19 protein-coding genes are annotated in these 21,014 nt (G+C 68.7%); 15 read left to right on the forward strand and 4 right to left on the reverse strand.

Annotated elements, in window-relative coordinates; translation table 11 throughout:
• The first annotated feature begins 192 nt into the window (after window positions 1–192).
• The 8 genes from C1927_RS02710 (at window position 193) to C1927_RS02745 (ending at window position 7,478) form a co-directional block, all read left to right on the forward strand.
• Window positions 193–606: a YciI family protein gene (locus tag C1927_RS02710; RefSeq protein ID WP_108745878.1), complete on the forward strand. Its 414-nt coding sequence runs from the start codon at window positions 193–195 to the stop codon at window positions 604–606.
• A gap of 61 nt (window positions 607–667) precedes the next feature.
• Window positions 668–1,090 (forward strand): VOC family protein, encoded by a 423-nt coding sequence (locus C1927_RS02715; RefSeq protein ID WP_079220461.1) that lies wholly within the window; start codon window positions 668–670, stop codon window positions 1,088–1,090.
• Between the two features lie 46 nt (window positions 1,091–1,136).
• On the forward strand, window positions 1,137–1,547 hold the full coding sequence (locus C1927_RS02720) for a VOC family protein (protein WP_079220462.1): 411 nt from the start codon (window positions 1,137–1,139) through the stop codon (window positions 1,545–1,547).
• A gap of 24 nt (window positions 1,548–1,571) precedes the next feature.
• The gene (locus tag C1927_RS02725; protein ID WP_108745879.1) at window positions 1,572–1,928 is read left to right on the forward strand and encodes a DUF1428 domain-containing protein; all 357 of its coding nucleotides are present in this window, start codon (window positions 1,572–1,574) and stop codon (window positions 1,926–1,928) included.
• Window positions 1,929–1,973: 45 nt separating this feature from the next.
• On the forward strand, window positions 1,974–3,260 hold the full coding sequence (locus C1927_RS02730; protein WP_108745880.1) for a sigma-70 family RNA polymerase sigma factor: 1,287 nt from the start codon (window positions 1,974–1,976) through the stop codon (window positions 3,258–3,260).
• A 360-nt stretch (window positions 3,261–3,620) separates the two neighbouring features.
• On the forward strand, window positions 3,621–5,270 hold the full coding sequence (locus C1927_RS02735; RefSeq protein ID WP_108745881.1) for a M28 family metallopeptidase: 1,650 nt from the start codon (window positions 3,621–3,623) through the stop codon (window positions 5,268–5,270).
• Window positions 5,271–5,458: 188 nt separating this feature from the next.
• Window positions 5,459–6,718: a histidine kinase gene (locus C1927_RS02740; RefSeq protein ID WP_079220466.1), complete on the forward strand. Its 1,260-nt coding sequence runs from the start codon at window positions 5,459–5,461 to the stop codon at window positions 6,716–6,718.
• Window positions 6,708–7,478: a LytTR family DNA-binding domain-containing protein gene (locus tag C1927_RS02745; RefSeq protein ID WP_079220467.1), complete on the forward strand. Its 771-nt coding sequence runs from the start codon at window positions 6,708–6,710 to the stop codon at window positions 7,476–7,478. The genes C1927_RS02740 and C1927_RS02745 overlap by 11 nt, the downstream gene beginning before the upstream one ends.
• Before the next feature lie 74 nt (window positions 7,479–7,552).
• Here C1927_RS02745 and C1927_RS02750 read toward each other — a convergent pair whose 3' ends face one another.
• The gene (locus tag C1927_RS02750; RefSeq protein WP_079220468.1) at window positions 7,553–8,167 is read right to left on the reverse strand and encodes a hypothetical protein; all 615 of its coding nucleotides are present in this window, start codon (window positions 8,165–8,167) and stop codon (window positions 7,553–7,555) included.
• Window positions 8,168–8,476: 309 nt separating this feature from the next.
• Here C1927_RS02750 and C1927_RS02755 point away from each other — a divergent pair, with 309 nt between their 5' ends.
• Complete coding sequence (locus C1927_RS02755; RefSeq protein ID WP_108745882.1) at window positions 8,477–9,406, forward strand: oxygenase MpaB family protein; 930 nt, start codon at window positions 8,477–8,479, stop codon at window positions 9,404–9,406.
• 67 nt (window positions 9,407–9,473) lie between these two features.
• Here C1927_RS02755 and C1927_RS02760 read toward each other — a convergent pair whose 3' ends face one another.
• Window positions 9,474–10,058: a TetR family transcriptional regulator gene (locus tag C1927_RS02760; RefSeq protein ID WP_108745883.1), complete on the reverse strand. Its 585-nt coding sequence runs from the start codon at window positions 10,056–10,058 to the stop codon at window positions 9,474–9,476.
• Window positions 10,059–10,193: 135 nt separating this feature from the next.
• Here C1927_RS02760 and C1927_RS02765 point away from each other — a divergent pair, with 135 nt between their 5' ends.
• On the forward strand, window positions 10,194–11,411 hold the full coding sequence (locus C1927_RS02765) for an MFS transporter (RefSeq protein WP_108745884.1): 1,218 nt from the start codon (window positions 10,194–10,196) through the stop codon (window positions 11,409–11,411).
• Window positions 11,408–12,583 carry an MFS transporter gene (locus C1927_RS02770; protein ID WP_108745885.1) on the forward strand — a complete coding sequence of 392 codons (1,176 nt, stop codon included), beginning with the start codon at window positions 11,408–11,410 and terminating at the stop codon, window positions 12,581–12,583. The genes C1927_RS02765 and C1927_RS02770 overlap by 4 nt, the downstream gene beginning before the upstream one ends.
• Window positions 12,584–12,657: 74 nt before the next feature.
• Here the strand turns inward: C1927_RS02770 and C1927_RS02775 are convergent, their stop codons facing one another.
• On the reverse strand, window positions 12,658–14,769 hold the full coding sequence (locus C1927_RS02775; protein WP_079220473.1) for a M13 family metallopeptidase: 2,112 nt from the start codon (window positions 14,767–14,769) through the stop codon (window positions 12,658–12,660).
• Between the two features lie 288 nt (window positions 14,770–15,057).
• Between C1927_RS02775 and C1927_RS02780 the strand changes: the two genes are divergently transcribed.
• Window positions 15,058–18,009: an EAL domain-containing protein gene (locus C1927_RS02780; protein ID WP_254051532.1), complete on the forward strand. Its 2,952-nt coding sequence runs from the start codon at window positions 15,058–15,060 to the stop codon at window positions 18,007–18,009.
• A 91-nt stretch (window positions 18,010–18,100) separates the two neighbouring features.
• Here C1927_RS02780 and C1927_RS02785 read toward each other — a convergent pair whose 3' ends face one another.
• A complete protein-coding gene (locus C1927_RS02785; protein WP_108745886.1) occupies window positions 18,101–18,982 on the reverse strand; it encodes a LysR family transcriptional regulator in 882 nt (293 codons plus the stop codon).
• A gap of 95 nt (window positions 18,983–19,077) precedes the next feature.
• Here C1927_RS02785 and C1927_RS02790 point away from each other — a divergent pair, with 95 nt between their 5' ends.
• Genes C1927_RS02790 through C1927_RS02800 form a run of 3 tightly spaced genes read left to right on the forward strand, consistent with a single transcriptional unit; the run spans window position 19,078 to window position 20,976 of the window.
• Window positions 19,078–19,488, forward strand: coding sequence for a DoxX family protein (locus C1927_RS02790; protein ID WP_108745887.1), 411 nt, complete (start codon window positions 19,078–19,080; stop codon window positions 19,486–19,488).
• 31 nt (window positions 19,489–19,519) lie between these two features.
• Window positions 19,520–20,326: a class III extradiol ring-cleavage dioxygenase gene (locus C1927_RS02795; RefSeq protein WP_108745888.1), complete on the forward strand. Its 807-nt coding sequence runs from the start codon at window positions 19,520–19,522 to the stop codon at window positions 20,324–20,326.
• Complete coding sequence (locus tag C1927_RS02800) at window positions 20,323–20,976, forward strand: phospholipase (protein WP_108745889.1); 654 nt, start codon at window positions 20,323–20,325, stop codon at window positions 20,974–20,976. The genes C1927_RS02795 and C1927_RS02800 overlap by 4 nt, the downstream gene beginning before the upstream one ends.
• The last annotated feature ends 38 nt before the right edge of the window (window positions 20,977–21,014 follow it).

Consider the following 21,014-nt stretch of genomic DNA (forward strand, 5'->3'; position numbering starts at 1 on the left):
CACCCCGACCGGCCCACCCCAGTAATCCCAGCAGATGACCCACCACGGAGGGGCTCCGCCGTTCGCCGATCCCCCGCCGCAGGCGCGCCTTCCGCGCAGGAAAAAAATTTCCAGGAGGCCTGTCGATTCCCGTCCCCCCGGTTCGTCGTACCAGATGAAGGGCACGCAGAACGCCGCCCACGGGAGACCCACATGAAAGTCATGGTCATCGTCAAAGCCAACGCCGATTCCGAAGCCGGCCGCCTGCCCAGCGAAGCGGAACTGGCCGAAATGGGCGCCTACAACGAACAACTCGTCGCCGCCGGCATCATGCTCGCCGGCGAAGGCCTGCACGCCACCGCACGCGGCCGCCGCATTCATTTTGGCGCCGCCGCCCCGCAGGTGCAGGCCGGGCCGTTCGGGCCGCCCAGCGAGCAGATCGCCGGCTTCTGGCTGTGGAACGTGCGCTCGCTGGACGAGGCCGTCGAATGGGCCAGCCGCGCCCCGTTCGGCGCCGGCGGCACCCTCGAGCTGCGCCCGCTGATCACCGCCGAGGATTTCGGCGAAGCCTTCACTCCCGAATTACAGCAGCAGGAACAGCGTCTGCGGGAACAGCTCGCAGATTGATCGGATTGACCCGACCCTTCGCCGGGAATGCCCCGGCGCTTCCACCCAACGGAGCACTGCCATGAAACTGATTCCCTTCCTTGGCTTCAGCGGCCAGGCCCACGATGCGATGGCCTTCTATGCCAAGGCCCTCGGTGGCCAGGTCACCTCGGAAATGAAGTACCGCGACATGCCGCCTTCCGACGGCTCGCCGGGCTGCAATGAAATGCCCGCCGAGACCCTCGACCATGTGGCGCACAGCCAGCTGGAGATCGACGGCGCGATCCTGATGGCGGCTGATGGCCCGGGTGGCGGCGAGGGCGGGTCGACCACGATCAATGTCGACGTCGGCAGCATCGAGGAAGCCGAGCGCGTGTTTGCCGCGCTGGCCGAGGGCGGGCAGGTGCAGATGCCCATTGCCGAAACCTTCTGGGCCCATCGCTGGGGCATGCTGATCGACCGCTACGGCAAGCCGTGGATGGTCAACTGCATGAAGCAGCCCTGATCCATTCCACCCCCCATCACCCACCACCCGCACAGGAACCGCAACGATGAGCGCACCGCAACCGCAGATGATCTTCGTCAACCTGCCCGTGCAGGACCTGCAACAGTCCAAGGACTTCTTCAGCGCGCTGGGCTACAGCTTCAACCCGGCGTACACCAACGAAGATGCCGCCTGCATGGTCATCAGCGAGAGCATCTTCGTGATGCTGCTGGTCAAGCCGTTCTTCCAGCAGTTCACCAACAAGGGCATCGCCGATGCGCATGCGCAGACCGAGGTGATCACCTGCCTGTCGGCCGACAGCCGCAAGGCGGTGGACGTGATGGTGGACAAGGCGGTGGCCGCCGGTGGCAGCGAACCGCAACCGGCGCGCGATTACGGTTTCATGTACCAGCGCGGCTTCCAGGACCTGGATGGCCACCTGTGGGAAATCGCACACATGGAGGGCGAGCCGGGCTGACGGCGCGCCTCGAGGAGGAAAACCATGGCTTACGTGGATGCTTACGTGCTGCCGTGCCCGCAGGACAAGGTGGCCGACTACCGCCGCCTTGCCCGCAAGGCCGGCACGGTCTGGAAGGATCACGGCGCGCTGCAGTACATGGAATGCGTGGCCGATGATGTCGAACCCGGGAAGTCCACCTCGTTCCCGCGCGCGGTGAAGGCCAAGCCGGGGGAAACGGTCATCGTCGCGTTCGTGGTGTTCCGCTCGCGCGCTGCGCGCGACCGTATCAACGCCAAGGTGATGGCCGACCCGCGCCTGGCCAGCATCGGCCCCAAGGACATGCCGTTCGATACCAGGCGCATGTTCTGGGGCGGCTTCAAGCCGATTGTCCAGGCATGAGTGCTTGCGCTTGTGCGGGCACGGCCTGCGTGCTGTGATCGGCGCATGACCGAGCCCGCCCTGAGCCAGCGCCTGGAAACCCTCTGGCGGATGGAATCGCCGGTATTGATCGCGCGCCTTGCGCGGCTGCTCGGCGGTGATGTCGGCCGTGCCGAGGAGCTGGCACAGGACACCTGGCTGGCCGCGCTGGAGCGCTGGCCGGCGCAGGGCATCCCGGACAATCCCGGAGCCTGGCTGATGACCACTGCGCGCAACCGTGCCATCGATGTGCTGCGCCAGCACCAGCGCGTGGCGCAGCAGCATGCGCAATGGGGCGATGAACTGCACCCGGCGGCGTTGCCTGCGCCCGATGATACCCAGGCCCTGGAAGACGACCTCGGCGATGACCTGCTGCGGTTGATGTTCGTGGCCTGCCATCCGGTGCTGCCGGCCGATGCACGGGTGGCGCTGACCCTGCGCCTGCTGGGCGGGCTGACCACCACCGAGATTGCCCGCGCCTTCCTGCAGCCCGAGCCCACCATCGCCCAGCGCATCGTGCGCGCCAAGCGCACCCTGGTACAGAAGCAGGTGCCTTATGAAGTGCCGCGCGCCGAGGCGTTGCCCGAGCGGCTGGCGTCGGTGCTGGAAGCGATCTACCTGGTCTTCAACGAAGGCTACGCGGCCAGCGCCGGCGATGACTGGATGCGCCCGGCGCTGTGCGAGGAGGCGTTGCGACTGGCCCGCATCCTGGCCCATCGGCTGCCTGCACCGCCGGTGCTGGGGCTGTTGGCACTGATGGAACTGCAGGCCTCGCGTGCCGCAGCGCGCGTCGATGCACAGGGCCAGCCGGTATTGCTGGACGTGCAGAACCGCGCGCGTTGGGACTGGCTGCAGATTGAGCGCGGGCAGCAGGTGCTGCAGCGTGCGCTGGAGGCCGGCGGTGGCGACGACGCCTATGTGCTGCAGGCCCGAATCGCGGCCTGCCATGCCACTGCGCGCCGCGCCGACGATACCGACTGGGCGCGCATCGCCGCACTGTATGCACAGTTGCTGCAGGTGATGCCGTCGCCGGTCGTGGCCCTCAACCGGATGGTGGCGGTGTCGCGCAGCGATGGCGCGTTTGCGGCCTGGGCGCTGCTGCAACCGTTGCTGGTCGATGCACGGTTGCAGGGCTATGCGCCCTTGCAGGTGGTGCGTGGCGACCTGCTGCAGCAGCTGGGCCGGCATGATGATGCCGCCAGCGCCTTCCATCAGGCCGCCGCGATGACCGGCAACGCCCGCGAGCGCGCGCTGCTGCTGGCGCGTGCCCAAGCGTCGGGGTCAGAGCCCTTTTCCACCGGAAAAGGGATCTGACTCCTTCTTGTTGAGTGCCGACCAACGGTCGGCACCCACCGGCAGCCGCAGGGAATCTGTCGAAGGCGGGGTGGGTCCGGTTGCGGGGGCGTGAGCCGCATGGGCCCGAGGCATGCCTCGGGCGGGTTGGGCAGGACGGCCAACCCCGGTCTTGCCGTGTGCGCAGGACAGCGCACACGAGCAAGCGGCGACCGAGCTTACATGGACGTACTTGCAGCGTCCCCCGCAACCGGACCCACCCCGCCTATCCCACGGATAGCCCGCTGTTGCTGTTGCTTCGGCTCTGGCCTCTGCAGGTGCAGGGCGCAGCCCTGCCGAATCCCATTACACTCCGGAAGGATTTTCCTGCTGGAGAGAGCAATGAAACGAGCAGTACTGGGCGTCCTGGCCCTGTCGGTGTCGAGCGCACTGATGGCCGCCACGCCGAAGTTCGACGGCGCGCGGATCTCCGCCGACGTCAAGGAACTGGCCTCCGACGCCTACGAAGGCCGCTCGCCGGCCACCGCGGGCGAAGAGAAGACCATTGCCTACCTCAGCAAGCAGTTTGCCGCCGCCGGCCTGCAGCCGGGCGGTGACCTGCAGGATGGCAAGCGCCTGTGGACCCAGGCGGTACCGCTGCGCAAGGGCGACATCGTCGGCACCCCGCAGCTGGCCCTGCACCAGGGCGGCAAGACCCTCACCCTCGACCAGGGCAAGCAGATCGCCGTGCGCGCGGCCATGAACGGCGCCACCGACGTCGACATCAGCAAGGCGCCGCTGGTCTTCCTCGGCTACGGCGTGAAGGCGCCGGAGCGCAACTGGGATGACTTCAAGGGCGTGGACCTGAAGGGCAAGATCGCCGTCGTGCTGATCAACGATCCTGATTTCGAGACCGGCAAGGGCGACTTCGACGGCAAGGGCATGACCTGGTACGGGCGCTGGCCGTACAAGTACGAAGAGGGCGCACGCCAGGGCGCACTCGGCGTGCTGATCGTGCACGAGACCGCACCGGCCTCCTACGGCTGGGCCACCGTGGCCGGCTCCAACACCAACACCATGTTCGACGTGGTGCGCGACAACCCGGCCGAAACCCACCCGCTGCTGGAAGGCTGGATCCAGCGTGACCTGGCCGTCGAGCTGTTCCGCGCGGCCGGGCAGGATTTCGAGGCGCTGAAGAAGAAGGCGCAGCAGCGCGACTTCACCCCGGTGGCGCTGACCGGCGCCAGCCTGGATGCGAAGTACGCAGTGAAGACCGAGGTGATCACTTCGCACAACGTGGCCGCACGCCTGGAGGGCAGCAGCCACCCGGACGAGACGATCATCTACAGCGCGCACTGGGACCACATCGGCGTGGGCGAACCGGATGCACGCGGCGACCGCATCTTCAACGGCGCGCTGGACAACGCCAGCGGCACCGCCTCGCTGATCGAGCTGGCCCGGGGCTTCGCCAAGGGCCCGCGCCCGCAGCGCTCGCTGCTGTTCCTGGCGGTGACCGCCGAGGAAAAGGGCCTGCTGGGTTCGGAGTACTACGCCACCCACCCGCTGTACCCGCTGGAAACCACGGTGGCGGCGATCAACATGGATGGCATGGCACCGTTCGGTCCGTCGCGTGATTTCGGCATCTACGGCACCGCGCGCTTCGAACTGCTGGACCAGCTGAAGGACGTCGCCAAGGGCTGGGACATCCGCTACACCCCCGACCCGAAGCCGGAAGCGGGCCTGTTCTTCCGTTCCGACCACTTCTCGTTCGCCAAGCGCGGCGTGCCGGCGCTGTCCTGGTCGGCCGGCCGGGACTGGGTGAACGGTGGCGTGGCCGCCGGCAGGAAGGCTTCGGAGGATTACACCGCCAAGCGCTACCACCAGCAGGGCGACGAGTGGCAGCCGGACTGGGTGTTTGCCGGTGCCGCGCGCGACCTGGAAGTGCTCTACACGCTGGGCAACCAGCTGGCCAACGCGCGCAGCTGGCCGAACTGGAGCACCGACGAGTCGTTCCGCGCCGTGCGTGACAGCAGCGCCGACCAGCGCAGATAAGAAGGACCGGTAGTGCCGGCCGCTGGCCGGCATTCCTGCGAGGCTTGCGGAGATAACGGGAAGCCGGCCAGCGGCCGGCACTACCAGAACCGCTTCCATCCCCGCTTTCCGGGGCTTCGTCGCAGGCCGCTTGTTTGCCCGGTGGGCCGGCCTATGCTCGGCTCACCCCCTTCCTCCAAGGCGCCGCCGTGATCGCCAGCTTCACTCTCATCCTCCGTCACCTGTTGGCCTGGGCCGTGGCACTGCTGGTGGCCGGCATGGTCTGGAGCGGCATCTTCAGCGGCATGAACGACGGCCCGGGCTGGATTTTCGGCCTGCTGGCGATGTTCCTGATGATCAGCGCACTGGGTAGTGCCATCACCCACGTGCGCCGGGTATGGCTGATCGCGGGGCGGCTGGACGGCAGCACCCTGTCCGGCCACCAGCGCCGCCAGATCGAGGTACCGCTGGATGCCGGCCCGGCCTTTGCCCTGGTCGAGGCCGCCGTGGCCGAACTGCCGCGGGTGGAAGACGTGGAAAGCGCCGCCGGCAGCCTGCAGGTGCGCGCCTACGTGCGCCGCGTCGATCCGTGGAATGGCCGCCAGCCGTCGCGCTGGAACCTGCCGGCGCGGCTGGCCATCAAGCGCAACAGCGTGCAGGCCACGGTCACCCCGGGGCAGGGCACCAGCACGGTCACCCTGCTGTTCGAACCCGATGCCGGCTGGTGGGCCGATCTGCTGGCGCTGGATGAGGGCAGCAACTTCGAGAACGCCGAAGCGGTCACCCGTGCGATCACCCGCCGGGTGGCCGACCAGCGCCGCGACGAGCAGGCCGCCGCCGAACAGACCCAGGTGGAAAAGGAACTGTCGGTGGCCCGCCTGAACCTGCTGCACGCGCAGGTGGAACCGCACTTCCTCTACAACACCCTGGCCAACGCGCAGGTGCTCACGCGCACCGATCCGGGCCGTGCCGAACAGATGCTCGGCCACCTCATCCAGTACCTGCGCAGCTCCCTGCCGCAGGTGGATGAATCGGTGTCCACGCTGGGCGTGGAGCTGGAGCGCACCCGCGCCTACCTGGAAATTCTGCGTATCCGCATGGGCGCGCGGCTGGCGGTGGAAGTGCAGGTGCCCAACGAGCTGCACGGCGTGCACATGCCCGCGATGGCGCTGCAGACGCTGGTGGAAAACGCGATCAAGCATGGCCTGGAACCCAAGCCCGGCGGCGGCACGATCTGGATCCTGGCGCGTGGCTTCGACGACCACGTGACGGTGACCGTGGCCGACGATGGCCTGGGCTTCGGCCAGGGCACCAGTGGCACCGGCATCGGCCTGAAGAACCTGCGCGAGCGCCTGCGCCTGACCTGTGGCGAGCAGGCGGGCGTGGCGATCGTCGCCAATTTCCCCAGCGGCGTGGCCGCCACCATGACCCTGCCGCAGCCGGCCAAGGAACGCAGCCATGCCGCTTGAAGCCCTGATCGCCGAAGACGAGGAACTGCTGCGGCAGTCGCTGGTGGAACAACTGGGCCGGTTGTGGCCGGAACTGAAGCTGGTGGCCGAATGCGAGGACGGCGCCAGTGCGCTGGAACAGCTGGCCGAGAAGCAGCCGGACATTGCCTTCCTGGATATCCGCATGCCCGGCATCAGCGGCATCGAAGTGGCCCGCGCGCTGTCCGAACTGAGCCCGCGCACGCAGGTGGTGTTCGTCACCGCCTACGACCAGTACGCCATCGATGCGTTCGAGCAGGGCGCGATGGATTACCTGCTGAAGCCGGTCAGCGACGAGCGCCTGCTGGCCACCCGCGAACGCATCCTTTCGCGCCTGCCCAACACCCGCCAGGACGACGCGGTGCTGGAACGCCTGCTGCAGCGCCTGGGCCCCTCACAGGGGGCGGCCGACCGCCCGCCGCTGGCCTGGATCACCGCCAGCAACGGCCGTGACACGCAGTTGATCATGCTCGAGGACGTGGTCTATTTCCGCGCCGACAACAAGTACACCACGGTGGTCACCAGTGCTGGCGAAAGCCTGTTGCGCACGCCGCTGCGCGAACTGCTGGAAGTGCTCGACCCGCAGCACTTCCGCCAGGTGCACCGTTCGACCATCGTCAACATGAAGGCGGTGGCGGCGGTCAGCCGCGATGACACCGGCCGCGGCGTGCTGCGCCTGCGCCAGCGGCCGGAGACGCTGGTGGTCAGCCAGCCGTTCATGAGCCTGTTCCGCGGCATGTAGAAAGAACAATGCCACCGTGACTGTGCACGGTGGCATTGTGGCTCCCCCCACTTCCCTGGATCGGTGCGCCGGTATCAGTAGGCTGGCTGCAGGGTCAGATCGTGGTGGTGTTCGGTCTCGCCGACATGGTTGAGCCGGCCGACCAGTTCGGAGTGCTGCCGCATGCGCCCGATCTCGGTCATGATGCGGATGTCCTCGTGGCGCAGCTCGCGCCTGGAGGTGACGGCCTGCTTGTAGTCCAGCACTTCCGGGTAGTGCTCGGCCAGGTCCAGCGCCTCGGCCACGCACTCGACGCTGTCGGCCTTGGACGTGATGCGCGCGCGGCTGTTGAATGCCTTCATCCAGCGCTCGAAACCGGCCTGCTGGTCGAACATGTTGGCCATGAACCAGATCACGAACAGGATCGACACCCACGAACCGAACACCACGACCACGCGGGTGAAGGTGATGTGGTAATCGTCGCGCCAGAGGTAGTTGGCGATCAGGCCGAGGATGAGCAGGGACGCCGCCTGCCAGCCGATGATCGAGGCAATCAGCCATTGGCACTTGGCCTGGGCCAGCACCGCCACTTCATCGCGGATCTGCTGCTCGCTCAGGTTGCGCCAGTGCGCGACCTGTTTGTCGAACGGGCTGTGGTAGAGCTCGTTGTCGCGAAGCAGTAGTCCCAAACCCTTGAACAAAGCAATCATGGCTGGCTCCCTTGTGGAACGTGCGTCGATCAGCATTGGACGGTGTGGCGGATTCAGTTCTAGCACTTCCAGCGGGCCGTGCAATGGGTGAAATGCCTAGGGGCGTAAGGGTTTTGTCTGAATGGGTGAATGTTGCTGCGGCGCACCATCGCGCTCGGCGCCTGCTTCAAGATGTCGCAGGGTGAAATGTGCTGCGGCCGCACATGAAACTCCGGCTGACCCGCCGGGCTCGCCGCATCCGCCGTGATCGCCCAGAATCGAGGCTGACCGCGCAGACCGCGGCCGATTCCACCACCGCCTGGACCGAAGATGCCGCCGCTGCTGCACCGCCTTTCCCGCCCCGTCACCGCGCCGATCCGGCGCTGGGTGCTTGATGCCTTCCCGCGCGGCCAGAGCGGCATCGACTACGACCATCCGCTGGGCGACCCGGGCTGGTTCGGCCCTGACAGCGTGACCTGGCGCATGCACGCCGAGCTGCCCTCGATGCTGGCCGGCGGCCTGTGCGCGTTGATGCTGCAGACCCTGCACCCGCGCGCGCTGGCCGGCGTCTACGATCACTCCAACTTCCGCCAGGACCTGGTCGGCCGCCTGCGCCGGACCACGGCCTTCGTCGCGGGCACCAGCTACGCGCCCGCAGGGGAAGTGGAAAAGCTGGTGGCCAAGGTGCGTCGCATCCATGCGCAGATCCGCGGCCGCACGGCGCAGGGCGAGGCCTATGCCGCCGACGATCCGCAGCTGCTGACGTGGGTGCACGTGACCGAGGCGTTCGGCTTCCTGCAGGGCTATCGCCGCTACGGGCGCGACGTGCCGGAGGCGATCGCCGACCGCTACTACGACGAGTACCGCTGCGTTGCAGAGGCCCTGGGTGCGGTGGACGTGCCGCGCAGCGAGGCGGAAGTGGCGGCCTACTTCTGCGCGCGGCAACCGGAGCTGCTGGCCGATGCGCGTTCGCGCGAAGTGCTGGCGGTGCTGTCGACGGTCAATCTGCCGGTGCCGATTCCGGGCCTGTCACGTGCGGTGTTCCTGGGGGCCGGGGCCGCGCTGCTGCCCGATTGGGCCGAGGCGATGCTGGAACGCACCGCGGGGCAGCGCACGCAGGCGGCGGCCTCGGCCAGGCTGATGCAGGGCATGGCGCCGCTGTTCCGCCGCGCACTGCCCGATGGCCTGTCCACGCGCGCCTGTGCACGCGTGGGCGTGCCGGTGGACGTGCTGCGCGAGTGGCCCGAAATGCTCCGGTAGGTGCCAACAAGGTTGGCATCTACCAGAGCGGATTCTGCGGTAGATCCACGCCATGCGTGGATGGATCTCACCCTGCCTTCAAACCCCGCAACAACACCTCCAGCGCCGCGCCCGCCTGGCGCAACCGCGCATCACCGTCCTCGCCTTCGGCAATCCAGAACGCGGCTTCGGCAAGACTGCCGTAGATGAGCGACGCCAGCGCCTGAGCGTCCACTGCGGCAACCACGCCCTGCGCGATCAACTGTTCGATCAACCGCTGCATCGAGTTCACGCAGTGGCGCTGTGAATCCGGCGATGCACCGCCCAGCACCGCGCGCGCATCACGCAGCACGATGCGCTGGATGTCCGGTTCCAGGGCCATGTCCAGGTAGGCGCGGCAGCGCTGCACGAACCCCTCCCACGCTTCGTCGGCCGCCTCGCTGATCGCCTGCAGCCGCACGTCCGTCTCGGCGTCGAGTTCGGCGACCACCGCCGCCAGCAGGCCCTTCTTGTCGCCGAAGTGGTGGTACAGCGCGCCCCGGGTCAGCCCGGCCTGGGCGGTCAGGTCGTCCATCGAGGTGGCCGCGTAGCCGTGTTCGCTGAACACCCGGCGGGCGGTGGCCAGCAGGCTGGCACGGGTTTCTTCCATCTCGGCGCGGGTGCGGCGGACCATCGGCAGCTCCTTTACATACGGCGTGCATGATTGTTTACATACGGCGCGTATGAATGTAGCCTCTTATTCATACGCTCTGTATGTATTGTCATGGCGCCGCGGGCGCCAGGCAAGCCACTGCCCTGGAGAACCTGCTTGGCCACCCCCTATCGCGATCTGTTCGCTGCCCCTGGCACCGTCGGCCTGGCCCTGGCCGGGCTGCTGGCCCGGTTGCCCCTGCCGATGACAGGCATCGGCATCATCACGCTCATCGTGCAACTGCGCGGCAGCTATGCCCTGGCCGGTGCGGTGTCGGCCACCTTCGTGCTCACCTATGCGCTGCTGTCCCCGCAGATATCGCGCCGGGTCGACCGTCATGGGCAGGGCAGGGTGCTGCCGCTGGCCGCCGCGCTCAGCGCGCTGGGCCTGCTGTGCCTGCTGGCCAGCACCGTGCTGCACGCGCCCACCTGGACCCTGTTCGCCAGCGCCACCCTGGCCGGCTGCATGCCCAGCATTTCGGCGATGGTGCGCGCGCGCTGGAGCGCGATCCATCGGGGGCGTGCACAGCTGCAGACCGCGTACTCGCTTGAAACGGTGTTCGACGAGGTCACGTTCATCGCCGGGCCGCCGCTGTCGGTTGGCCTGTCTGTCGCCGTCTGGCCGCAGGCCGGGGTACTGGCTGCCGCCGTGTTGCTGCTGGCGGGTGTCGCCGCGCTGGTGCTGCAGCGTGGCACTGAACCCGCGCCACAGCCGCTGCAGGCCGGTGCCGCCAGGCCCATGTCACCGCTGCGGCGGCCCGGTATCGCGCTGCTGGTACTGCTGATGCTGGCCATGGGCGTGATCGTCGGTACCGTCGACATCGGCAGCGTGGCCTTCGCCGAGCAGCGTGGGCAGGCGATGGCGGCCAGCCTGGTGCTGTCCGCGTATGCCGCAGGCAGCTGCGTGGCGGGTCTCGTGTTTGGCGCGCTGACGCTGCAGGCGCCACTGCACCGCCTGTTGCTGCTGGGTGCGCTGGCCACTGCATCCAGCACCTTGCCGCTGCTCTGGGCCGGCAACGTGCCTGCGCTGGCGATGGCGGTCCTGCTGGCCGGCGTGTGCTTCGCGCCGACGATGATCGTGGCGATGTCGCTGGTCGAACAGCGCTTGCCTGCCGCGTGCCTGACCGAAGGCATGACCTGGCTGCTGGCTGGCCTGAATGTCGGCGTGGCGATGGGCGCCGCGTTGTCCGGGCAGGTGGTCGATGCCGGTGGCGTGCGCGCCGGCTTCGTCGTTGCGCTGTGCGCGGGCGCTGCGGTGCTGCTGCTGGCCGTGCTTGCGCAGCGCCCCTTGCGTTGCACCCACTCGCCTGCTGCCGCTGAAGGAACCGTGCAATGAACACCGCCACATCGTCGCTGTCCCCCGCCGTGCCGACACACCGCTGGTGGGCCGTCGCCGCAGCCGGCCTGGCCACGTTCTCGGTGGTCACCACCGAGATGCTGCCTGTCGGCCTGTTGACCCTCATCGCCGATCACTTCGGTGCGTCCGCAGGCACCGCCGGCCTGATGATCTCGTTGCCCGCGCTGCTGGCGGCCCTGTTCGCACCGCTGGTGGTTGTTGCCGCTGGCGGCCTCGATCGCCGTCGCATCCTGTGCGCGCTGCTGGGCCTGCTGCTGGTGGCCAACCTGGCTTCGGCGCTGGCGCCGGGCATTGGCTGGCTGCTGGCCGCGCGCGTGCTGGTGGGCTTCTGCATGGGTGGCATCTGGGCCATCGCCGGCGGACTGGCGGCGCGGCTGGTGCCGCCAGCGCGCATCGGCCTGGCCACTTCCATCATCTTCGGTGGCGTGGCCGCCGCCTCGGTGCTGGGCGTGCCGCTGGGCGCGATGATCGGCGAGGCGCTGGGATGGCGTTGGGCGTTCGTGGCCATGGCGGTGTTCAGCGGCCTGGTCCTGCTGATGCATCTGCGGGTGGTGCCGGCGTTGCCGGTGGAAGGTTCGGTGCGCGCGCGCCAGTTCCTGCAGCAGCTGGGCAACCGGGGGCTGCGGATGGGGCTGCTGCTGACCCTGCTGCTGGTGGCCGCGCACTTCGTTGCCTTCACCTATGTGCGGCCGCTGCTGGTCACGTTGGCGCATGTCGAGGCAGCGTGGATCGGCGGGCTGCTGTTTGCCTATGGCATGGCAGGCATCCTTGGCAATTTCATCGTTGGCCCGCTGGCGGCGCGGCGCCCACGCGGCCTGCTGCTGGCCATCGCGCTGGGGCTGCTGCTGACGCCGCTGCTGTTGCTGTGGGTGGGTGATACGCCGGCCGGTGGCGTGGCGGTGCTGCTGTTGTGGGGCCTGGCCTATGGCGGGGTATCGGTGGGCTTGATGACGTGGATGATGAAGGCTGTACCACGGGCGGTGGAGATTGCCACCGCGCTGTATGTGGGCGTGTTCAACATCGGCATCGCGCTGGGCGCGTGGGCGGGCGGGCTGCTGGTCGATGGCCTGGGATTGCAGGCCAACCTGTGGGTCGCGGCCGGGCTGGCAGCGATGGCAACCGTGGTCGTGATGGGGCTGCGCCGGCAGTAGATCCACACCCTGCGTGGATGGCACGCCGCATCCCATGAAAAAACGGGCGCCTTGCGGCGCCCGTTCGCGTTACATCACCACACCTTGACCCGCTTGTCCGGGGCCAGGTACAGCTTCTGGCCTTCCTTCACTTCAAAGGCCGGGTACCACGCATCGATGTTGCGCACGGTCAGCGCACGGTACTGGCCGGGGGCGTGCACGTCGGTCAGCAGGCCATTGCGCAGGGCCTGTTCGCGGCTCTTGCTGCGCCATGCCTGGGCGAAGCCGAGGAAGAAACGCTGGTCGGGGGTGAAGCCTTCCAGGGTCTGGCCCGGCTTGCCCTGCAGCGACATCTGGTAAGCGTCGTAGGCGGTGCCCAGGCCGGCCACGTCGGCGATGTTCTCGCCCAGGGTCAGCTTGCCGTTGACGTGCACGCCGGGGAACGGCTCGTAGCTGCTGAACTGCGCGGCCAGTGCATCACCGGCCGCGTTGAACTGCTTGAGGTCTTCGGCCGTCCACCAGTTGTGCAGCTTGCCGGTTTCATCGAACAGCGCGCCGGCGTTGTCGAAGCCATGGCTGATCTCGTGGCCGATCACTGCGCCGATGGCGCCGTAATTCACCGCGTCGTCGGCGGCGCCATCGAAGAACGGCGGCTGCAGGATCGCGGCCGGGAACACCAGGCGGTTCTCCAGCGGCACGTTCATCGCGTTGATGGTCTGCGGCAGCATCGCCCACTCGTTGTGGTCGACCGGCTTGCCCAGCTTGGCGACGTTGCGTGCGTACTCGAACTGCTCGGCGCGCTGCGCATTGCCCAGCGGGTCGTCACGACGGATCTCCAGGCCGGTGTAGTCGCGCCAGGTGTCCGGGTAGCCCATGCCCACGGTCAGGCCGGCCACCTTGGCCTTGGCGTGTGCCTTGGTCTGCGGCGACATCCAGGCCAGGGCGTCGATGCGCTTGGCGAAGGCGGCGATGATGTTCTTCGCCATTTCGTCCGCGCGTTCCTTGGTCTTGGCGTCGAAGTGCTTTTCCACGTAACGCTTGCCGATGGCTTCGCCGACGGCGTGGTTGGCATCGTCCACCGCACGCTTCCAGCGGTCGCTCTGCTGCGGGGTGCCGCTCAGTGCAGTGCCATGGAAGGCGAAGCGGGCATCGGCGAACGTCTTCGGCAGGTAGGCGGCGGCGCGGTCGAGCGCGTGGAAGGCCATGTAGTCCTTCCAAGCGTCCAGCGGCTCGGTGGCCACCAGCCGCGACAGGCCGGCCACGGCCTTGGGCTGCCACACGATGAAGTCCTGCTGCTGGCCCAGCTTGGCCGCGTCCAGGAACGCCGCCCAGTCCATGCCCGGTGCCTTGGCGTTGAAGTCCGCCTGGGTCCACGGGTTGGCACCCAGGGTCACGTTGTTGGTTTCTTCCTGGCTGGCGTGGGCCTGGGCGATCTTCGTTTCCAGCGCGAGGATGCGCTGCGCCTTGCCGGCCGGATCGGCCACGCCGGCCAGCTGCAGCACCTGCGCGATGTAGGCCTGGTACTGCTTGCGCAGTTCGGCCATGCGGCCATCGCCCAGGTAGAAATCACGGTCGGGCATGCCCAGGCCGCCCTGCACCAGGTACGGCGCGTTGCGGTCCGGCTGCAGCATGTCCACCGACACCCACAGGCCGAACAGGCGGTCGGTGTAGAAGTTGGTGGCATTGAGCAGGTCGACGTCGGCACGCATGTCGCCGCCCAGCGCGCGTGCCAGGCCCGCCTTGTCGGTGATGCCGCTGATCGCTGCCAGCTGCGGCTGCACCGGGGCCAGGCCGCGCTTCTCGATGCCGGCCTCATCCATGAACGCGGCGTAGTAATCGCCGATCAGCTTGTCATCGCCGCTGGCCTGCGCATTGCCGGCCGCACCCTCGAGGATCGCGCGGGTATCGGCCTGGGTCTTTTCGGCGATGACGTTGAAGCTGCCAAAGCGCGAGCGGTCGGCCGGAATCTCGGTGTTCTTCACCCAGGTGCCGTTGGCGAAGCCGAAGAAGTCGTCGCCGGCGGCGATGCTGCGGTCCATGCCGCTGGCATCGAAGCCGAAGCTGCCCAGCATCGGCTTGGCCGGGGCAGGGGTGGCATCGGCCGGTGCGGGGGTGCCGGCGGCCGGTTCGGCCGGGCGGTCGCAGGCGGCCAGGGACAGGCTGGCGACGATGGCCAGCGCCAGGGTGGGACGGCGCAGCTTGGACATGGACTTCTCTTGCGGCGGGAAAACCCCAAGTCTAATCCCCTGCGCGCGTGCTGGATGCCCTGCTGCGGGGGCCGTGCTGTGCCCGATCTGGCTGAACACGCGCCGCCGATCTTCACGCCGTCATCGGCGTGGTGCATGCTGCAGGCTGGATACCGGCGCAGCCATGGGGAAGATGGCGTGCCGGACAGACCCAGGCGTCAAGAATGCCGATCTGCGGCCGCTCTGGTCGGGGATGTGGAGGAATCGTTCGCGCATGAAGCCAGTCGTCTGCACAGGGAACATCGACCGATGCCAGCGTTGAAGCGCGCCCTGGCCCGGCCACTGCGTGCCATCACCTGGGGCGGCATTGCCGTGGGCGTGCTGCTGGCGGTGGTGCTGGGGGTGATGCTGGCCAACGATTACCAGCGCCGGCTGGAAGCCGCGCAGCGGCAGAGCCGGGCCATGGCCGTGGGCACCGAGCGGCTGCTGGCGATGGAACTGCGCAACCTGGAACGGGCCATGAGCGGTATCGCCGCCGATGCCGCCGAACTGTTCCGCCGCGTGCCGGCGCAGGCGCCCGCGCTGCTGGATGCGTCCATCGACGGTGTACTGGGCCGCCACGCCGAACTGCACAGCATCGTCGTGCTCGATACCTACGGCCGCGCGCTGACTGCCGGCAAGGGCGACCTGCAGCTGCCGCTGTGGATCGACCCGCAGCGGCGCGGGCAGGGCAGCGCGCTGTATCTCGGCCCGCCGCAGCAGGCCATCGATGGCAGCTGGGTGGTGCCGCTGGCCCTGCCGATGGCGGGCGACCGCTGGTTGCTCGCGCGCCTGCGCTGCGAGGAGCTGCAGCGCATCGTCGGCGGCCTGGACGTCGGCCCGCGCGGCCTGGTGTCGATCAGCGACGGCCAGGGGTTCATGCTCGCGCGGGTGCCCGAGCCGGCCTCCACCGTGGGCCATCGCTACGTGCTGCCCAGCCGCGATCTTGTCGGCCACCAGGCGGTGGTCGAACTGGGCAGCATCCCTGGCGTGGTGGATGGCATTGCGCGGATTTCCACCATCAGCACGCTGGAACGCAGCCCGCTGGCGGTGCAGGTGGGGCTGGCCGACCAGGACGTGCTGGCGCCGTGGTGGCCGTACCTGCAGGCGGCGGTGGCCATCATGCTGGCCTACACCGGGGTGCTGCTGGTGCTGCTGTATGCGATACGCCGCAGTACCCGCAGCCATCAGTCGATGGCCGAGGAGCTGCGTACCGGCCACGCCGAGCTGGGCCTGGCCCACCACGCCGGACGGGTCTGCACCTGGCACGTGGATGAGGATGCGGCGCTGCTGCACTGGTCGCCGCTGGCCCGCGAGATTTTCGGCCTGCACACCGACGCCATGCCGGTGGCCGAGTTCTTCAACCGCGTGCACCACGAGGACAGCGAGCGCCTGCAGCGCGCATTCAACCAGGCGTTTGCCGGCGATGAAGTGCTGGACGAGGAATTCCGCCTGGTGCTGCCCGGTGGCCAGGTGCGCTGGGTGGCGGCGCGCGGCCAGCGGGTGGAAGTGGCCGACCGCCAGCGCCGCATGATCGGCGCGCTGACCGACCAGACCGAGCGCTACCGCGCGCGCGAACAGATGAGCCAGGCCGAGCGCCGCTTCCGCCTGTTGTTCGACCGCAACCCGGCACCGTTCTGGGTGTTCGACCCGGACACCCTGCGCTTCCTCGAGGTCAACCACGCGGCGGTGCTGCAGTACGGCTACAGCCGCGAGGAATTCCTGGCGATGAGCATCCTCGACATCCGCCCGCGCGAAGGCTGGGACGAGGTGAAGGGCGCGATCGCGCGGGCCCGCGTGGGCGAAATGCAGGATGCCACCGTGCGCATGCACCGGCGCCGCGACGGCAGCGTGTTTGAAGTGCGCACGCACCTGTCCAAGCTGGATTTCGACGGCCAGCCGGCCTGCCTGGTGCTGGCCGAGGATGTCAGCGAGAGGCTGGCCTACGAGCGCGACCTGGCCTACCGCGCGCGGCACAACCCGGATACCGGCCTGCTGACCGTGCGCGCGCTGACCGAGCAGCTGGACGCGCAGGAAGGCGCCTACACCATCGCCTACGTGCAGCTGCGTGGCCTGCAGCTGGTGGCCGATACGCTGGGCCGCGAGATCGGCGATGCGGTGCTGCAGTCGATGGCCCTGCGCCTGGGCGGGCTGGGCGCGCGCTTCGGCACGCTGGCCTTCCAGCCGGCCGAAGATTTCGTGCTGGCCATCGGCGGCGAGCACACCGCACAGCGTGCGCTGGACGACCTGCTGCAGATCGTCTCGGCGCCGATGCGCGGCAAGGATTCCCTGCACCAGTTCGAGCCGCGCATCGGCGTGGCCGTGCATGCGGTGGGCGATGGCCACGGCGCCGAACAGGTGATCGGCATGGCCGCGCAGGCCGCGCATGCCGCGCGCGCCGAAGGCAACGTGGTGGCGTGGTTCGACACCGCGGTGACCACCCGCCTGGCCGACCGCCTGCGCCTGGCCGCGCGCATCCATGCCGCCATCGACAACGAATTCCAGCTGTATTTCCAGCCGATCCGCCATGCCAGCGATGGCAGCCCGGCGGCACTGGAGGCCCTGCTGCGATGGCCGCAGGCCGACGGCAGCTTCATTCCGCCCAGCGAGTTCATCCAGCTGTGCGAGGACACGGGGCTGATCCTGGCGCTGGGGCGCTGGGTGATCCGCGCGGCCGCACAGGCGCAGCGGCGCCTGGTGGACGCGGGCTGGGGCGAGCTGTCGATCGCGGTGAATGTCTCGGCGGTGCAGTTCTTCAACAGCGATCTGGTGGCCGAGTTCACCCGCGCGCAGAAGGAGTTCGGCCTGGCCCGCGGCGCACTGCACGTGGAGCTGACCGAGAGCAGCCTGATGCGCAAGCCGGCGCAGGCGATGCAGACCATGCAGCGCCTGCACGAGCAGGGCATCTGCGTGTCGCTGGATGATTTCGGCACCGGCTATTCCAGCATGTCCTACCTGCAGCACCTGCCGCTGGACATCCTGAAGATCGACCGCAGCTTCGTCGCCGATGTGGAAACCAATCCGCGCAACGCCTCGATCTGCCGCGCGCTGCTGTCGCTGGGCCACAGCATGGGGCTGACCATCATCGCCGAGGGCGTGGAAACACCGGGGCAGCTGAACTGGCTGGCCGCGCACGGCTGCGACCAGGTGCAGGGCTACCTGCTGGGGCGGCCGGCGCCGCTGGAAAAGATCATCGATTCGCTGGATGAAGTCGTCGCCTGATCGGGATTCGTATCTGCCGGCCAGCGGCCGGCACTACCAGGCCGGAACATGACGGTCGTGCCGGCCGCTGGCCGGCGGACGCCACGCATCGCTACACCCCGGCATCCACCAGGTAATCGATGAAGCTGCGTACTTTCGGCGCCAGGTGGCTGCGGCTGGTGTACACGGCGAAGATGCCGATGGCGGGCACGTCCCACTCGGGCAGCACGCGTACCAGGCGGCCGTCGGCCAGCGCGTCCTCCAGCAGGAAATCCGGCTGCAGGATCACGCCCATCCCGGCGATGGCCGCTTCGCGCAGCACATCGCCGTTGTTGGCCTGCAGGATGCTGTTCACCGTCACCCGCGTTTCGCCGCCGGGCCCCTGCAGCGGCCACTGGTTGCCCGAGGCCCAGTAGCTGTAGCCGAGGCAGTCGTGCTGTTCCAGATCCTGCGGGGTGCGCGGCGTGCCACGTGCGGCCAGATAGGACGGCGCAGCACACAGCGTGATTCGGGCCTGGCCCAGCCGCCGCGCGATCAGCGCCGGGCTCGGTTCGCGGGTGATGCGGATGGCCACGTCATAGCCTTCTTCCACCATGTCCACCAGGCGGTCGGACAGCGCCAGGTCCAGCTCCACCTGCGGGAAGCGCTGGCGGTAGCCGGCCAGCAGCGGGCCGAGGCGGGCGATGCCCCAGCTGACCGGCGCGTTGATGCGCAGCATTCCCGAGGGCTCCAGCGCCTGGGCGCCGATGCTCGCTTCCAGCGCATCGAACTCGGCCAGCAGGCGCATGCACTGCGCGTAGTAGGCCGCGCCCGCGCTGGTGGGGCTGACCCGCCGCGTGGTGCGGTGGAGCAGGCGGGTGGACAGGCGCTTTTCCAGCGCGGCCACCTGCCGGGTCACCCCGGCCGTGGACATGTCCAAGGCCTGCGCGGCGGCACTGAAGCCGTTGCGCTCGACCACCGCCACGAACACACGCATCGCATCCAGGGTGTCCATTGTTTCGCCTTTTGAAACAAATACGGTCGGATCATCGTATTTATCGACGGTGGTGAGCGCAATAAGCTGTGCTCACTCCTTCCGAGGTGCCCGCCATGTCTGCCCCTTCCCCTTCGTTGTCACCGCTCGCTCCCTATGCCGCCACCCTGCTGCGGCTGGCGCTGGGCGGCCTGTTCCTGGCCCACGGCCTGACCAAGCTGCTGGTGTTCACCCCGGCTGGCACGGCGGCCTATTTCCAGTCGCTGGGCCTGCCCGGTGCGCTGGGCTATTTCACGATTGTTGCCGAACTCGGCCTGGCCACCGCCCTGCTGCTGGGCATCTACGCGCGCTGGATCGGCCTGCTGGGCGTGCCGCTGCTGCTGGGCACCATCGCCAGCGTGCACGGCGCCAACGGTTTCAGCTTCGCCAACAGTGGCGGAGGCTGGGAATACCCGGCGTTCTGGGCATTGGCCCTGGTCGTGCTGTTCCTGCTGGGCGATGGCCGCTGGACCCTGCGTTCGCGCTGATCGCCCCCTGAAAGAATTCCTGGAGGTTCCCATGTCCCGCCTGCCTTCGCTGTACATCTCCCATGGTTCGCCGATGACCGCCCTGCATCCGGGCCAGGTCGGCGTGCGCCTGGCCGAGCTGGCCCGCGACCTGCCGACGCCGCGCGCGATCGTCATCGCCTCGGCGCACTGGCTGGCCCGCCAGCCGCTGGTCGGTACGCATCCGCAGCCGCCCACCATCCACGATTTCGGTGGCTTCCCGCGCGAGCTGTTCGAACTGCAGTACCCGGCCCCGGGTGATCCGGCGCTGGCCGAGGAAGTGGCCGGACGCATCGCCGCCGCTGGCCTGCCGGTGGCCATTGATCCGCAGCGCGGCCTCGACCACGGTGCGTGGGTGCCGCTGCGTCTGCTGCGCCCGCAGGCCGACATTCCGGTGGTGCCGGTGTCGATCCAGCCGATGCTCGGCCCGCAGCACCAGTACGCGCTGGGCCGCGCGCTGGCGCCGCTGCGCGAGCAGGGCGTGCTGCTGATCGGTTCGGGCAGCATCACCCACAACCTGCATGACTGGCGCGATTACCAGGACGGCAAGGAAGCGCCGTACGTGCGCCCCTTCATCGAATGGGTGGAGCAGCGCCTGGCCGCCGATGACCGCGACGCGCTGTTCGACTACCGCCGCCAGGCGCCGTTCGCCGAGCGCGCGCATCCCACCGATGAGCACCTGCTGCCGCTGTACTTCGCGATGGGTGCGGCGGGCGAGGGCGGCTTCGGCGCGCAGCGCATCGATGTCGGCATCGACGCCGGCATGCTGGCGATGGACATCTATCGCTTCGATGGCCGCGCCGCCGCGGTGGCCGCATGAGCGCGGTGCTGCCGATGCTGGAGCGGCCCGCGCAGGGCGCGGCCCAGGGGCTGGTCGTGCTGCTGCATGGCGTGGGCAGCAACGAGCAGTCGCTGGCCGGCCTGGCGCAGGCGCTGGACCCACGCCTGCACGTGCTGCTGCCGCGCGCACCGCTGGTGTTCGGGCCGCAGGCGTTCGGCTGGTTCACCGTGCGCTTCGGCGCGCAGGGGCCGGTGATCGACCCGGCCCAGGCCGAGCAGTCGCGCCTGCTGCTGGGCGAGTGGCTGGCAGCGCAGCAGCAGCGGCTGGGTGTCGGCGCGCGGCAGACCGTGCTGGCCGGCTTCAGCCAGGGCGGCATCATGAGTGCCAGCGTCGCCCTGACCCAGCCGCAGCGGGTGAAGTCGTTCGGCGTGCTGTGCGGGCGCATCCTGCCGGAGATCGCGCCGCACGTGCCGGCCGATATCGCCGTTGCCGGGCTGGACGGATTGCTGGTGCACGGCCATGCCGATGACAAGCTGCCGTATGCACTGGCCGAGTCGGCCGCGCAGCGCCTGCAGGCGCTGGGCGTGGCCCACCAGCTGCGTGGCTACCCGGTTGGCCACACGCTGTCGGCGGACATGCAGCGGGACATCACCGGCTGGATCCAGCAGCGTTTGCTGTCGCTGCCCTGACGCGCATTCACACAGCGGGCCGCAGCGACGGCCTGCTG

Source organism: Stenotrophomonas sp. ZAC14D1_NAIMI4_1 (genome assembly GCF_003086775.1).
Lineage (GTDB): Bacteria > Pseudomonadota > Gammaproteobacteria > Xanthomonadales > Xanthomonadaceae > Stenotrophomonas.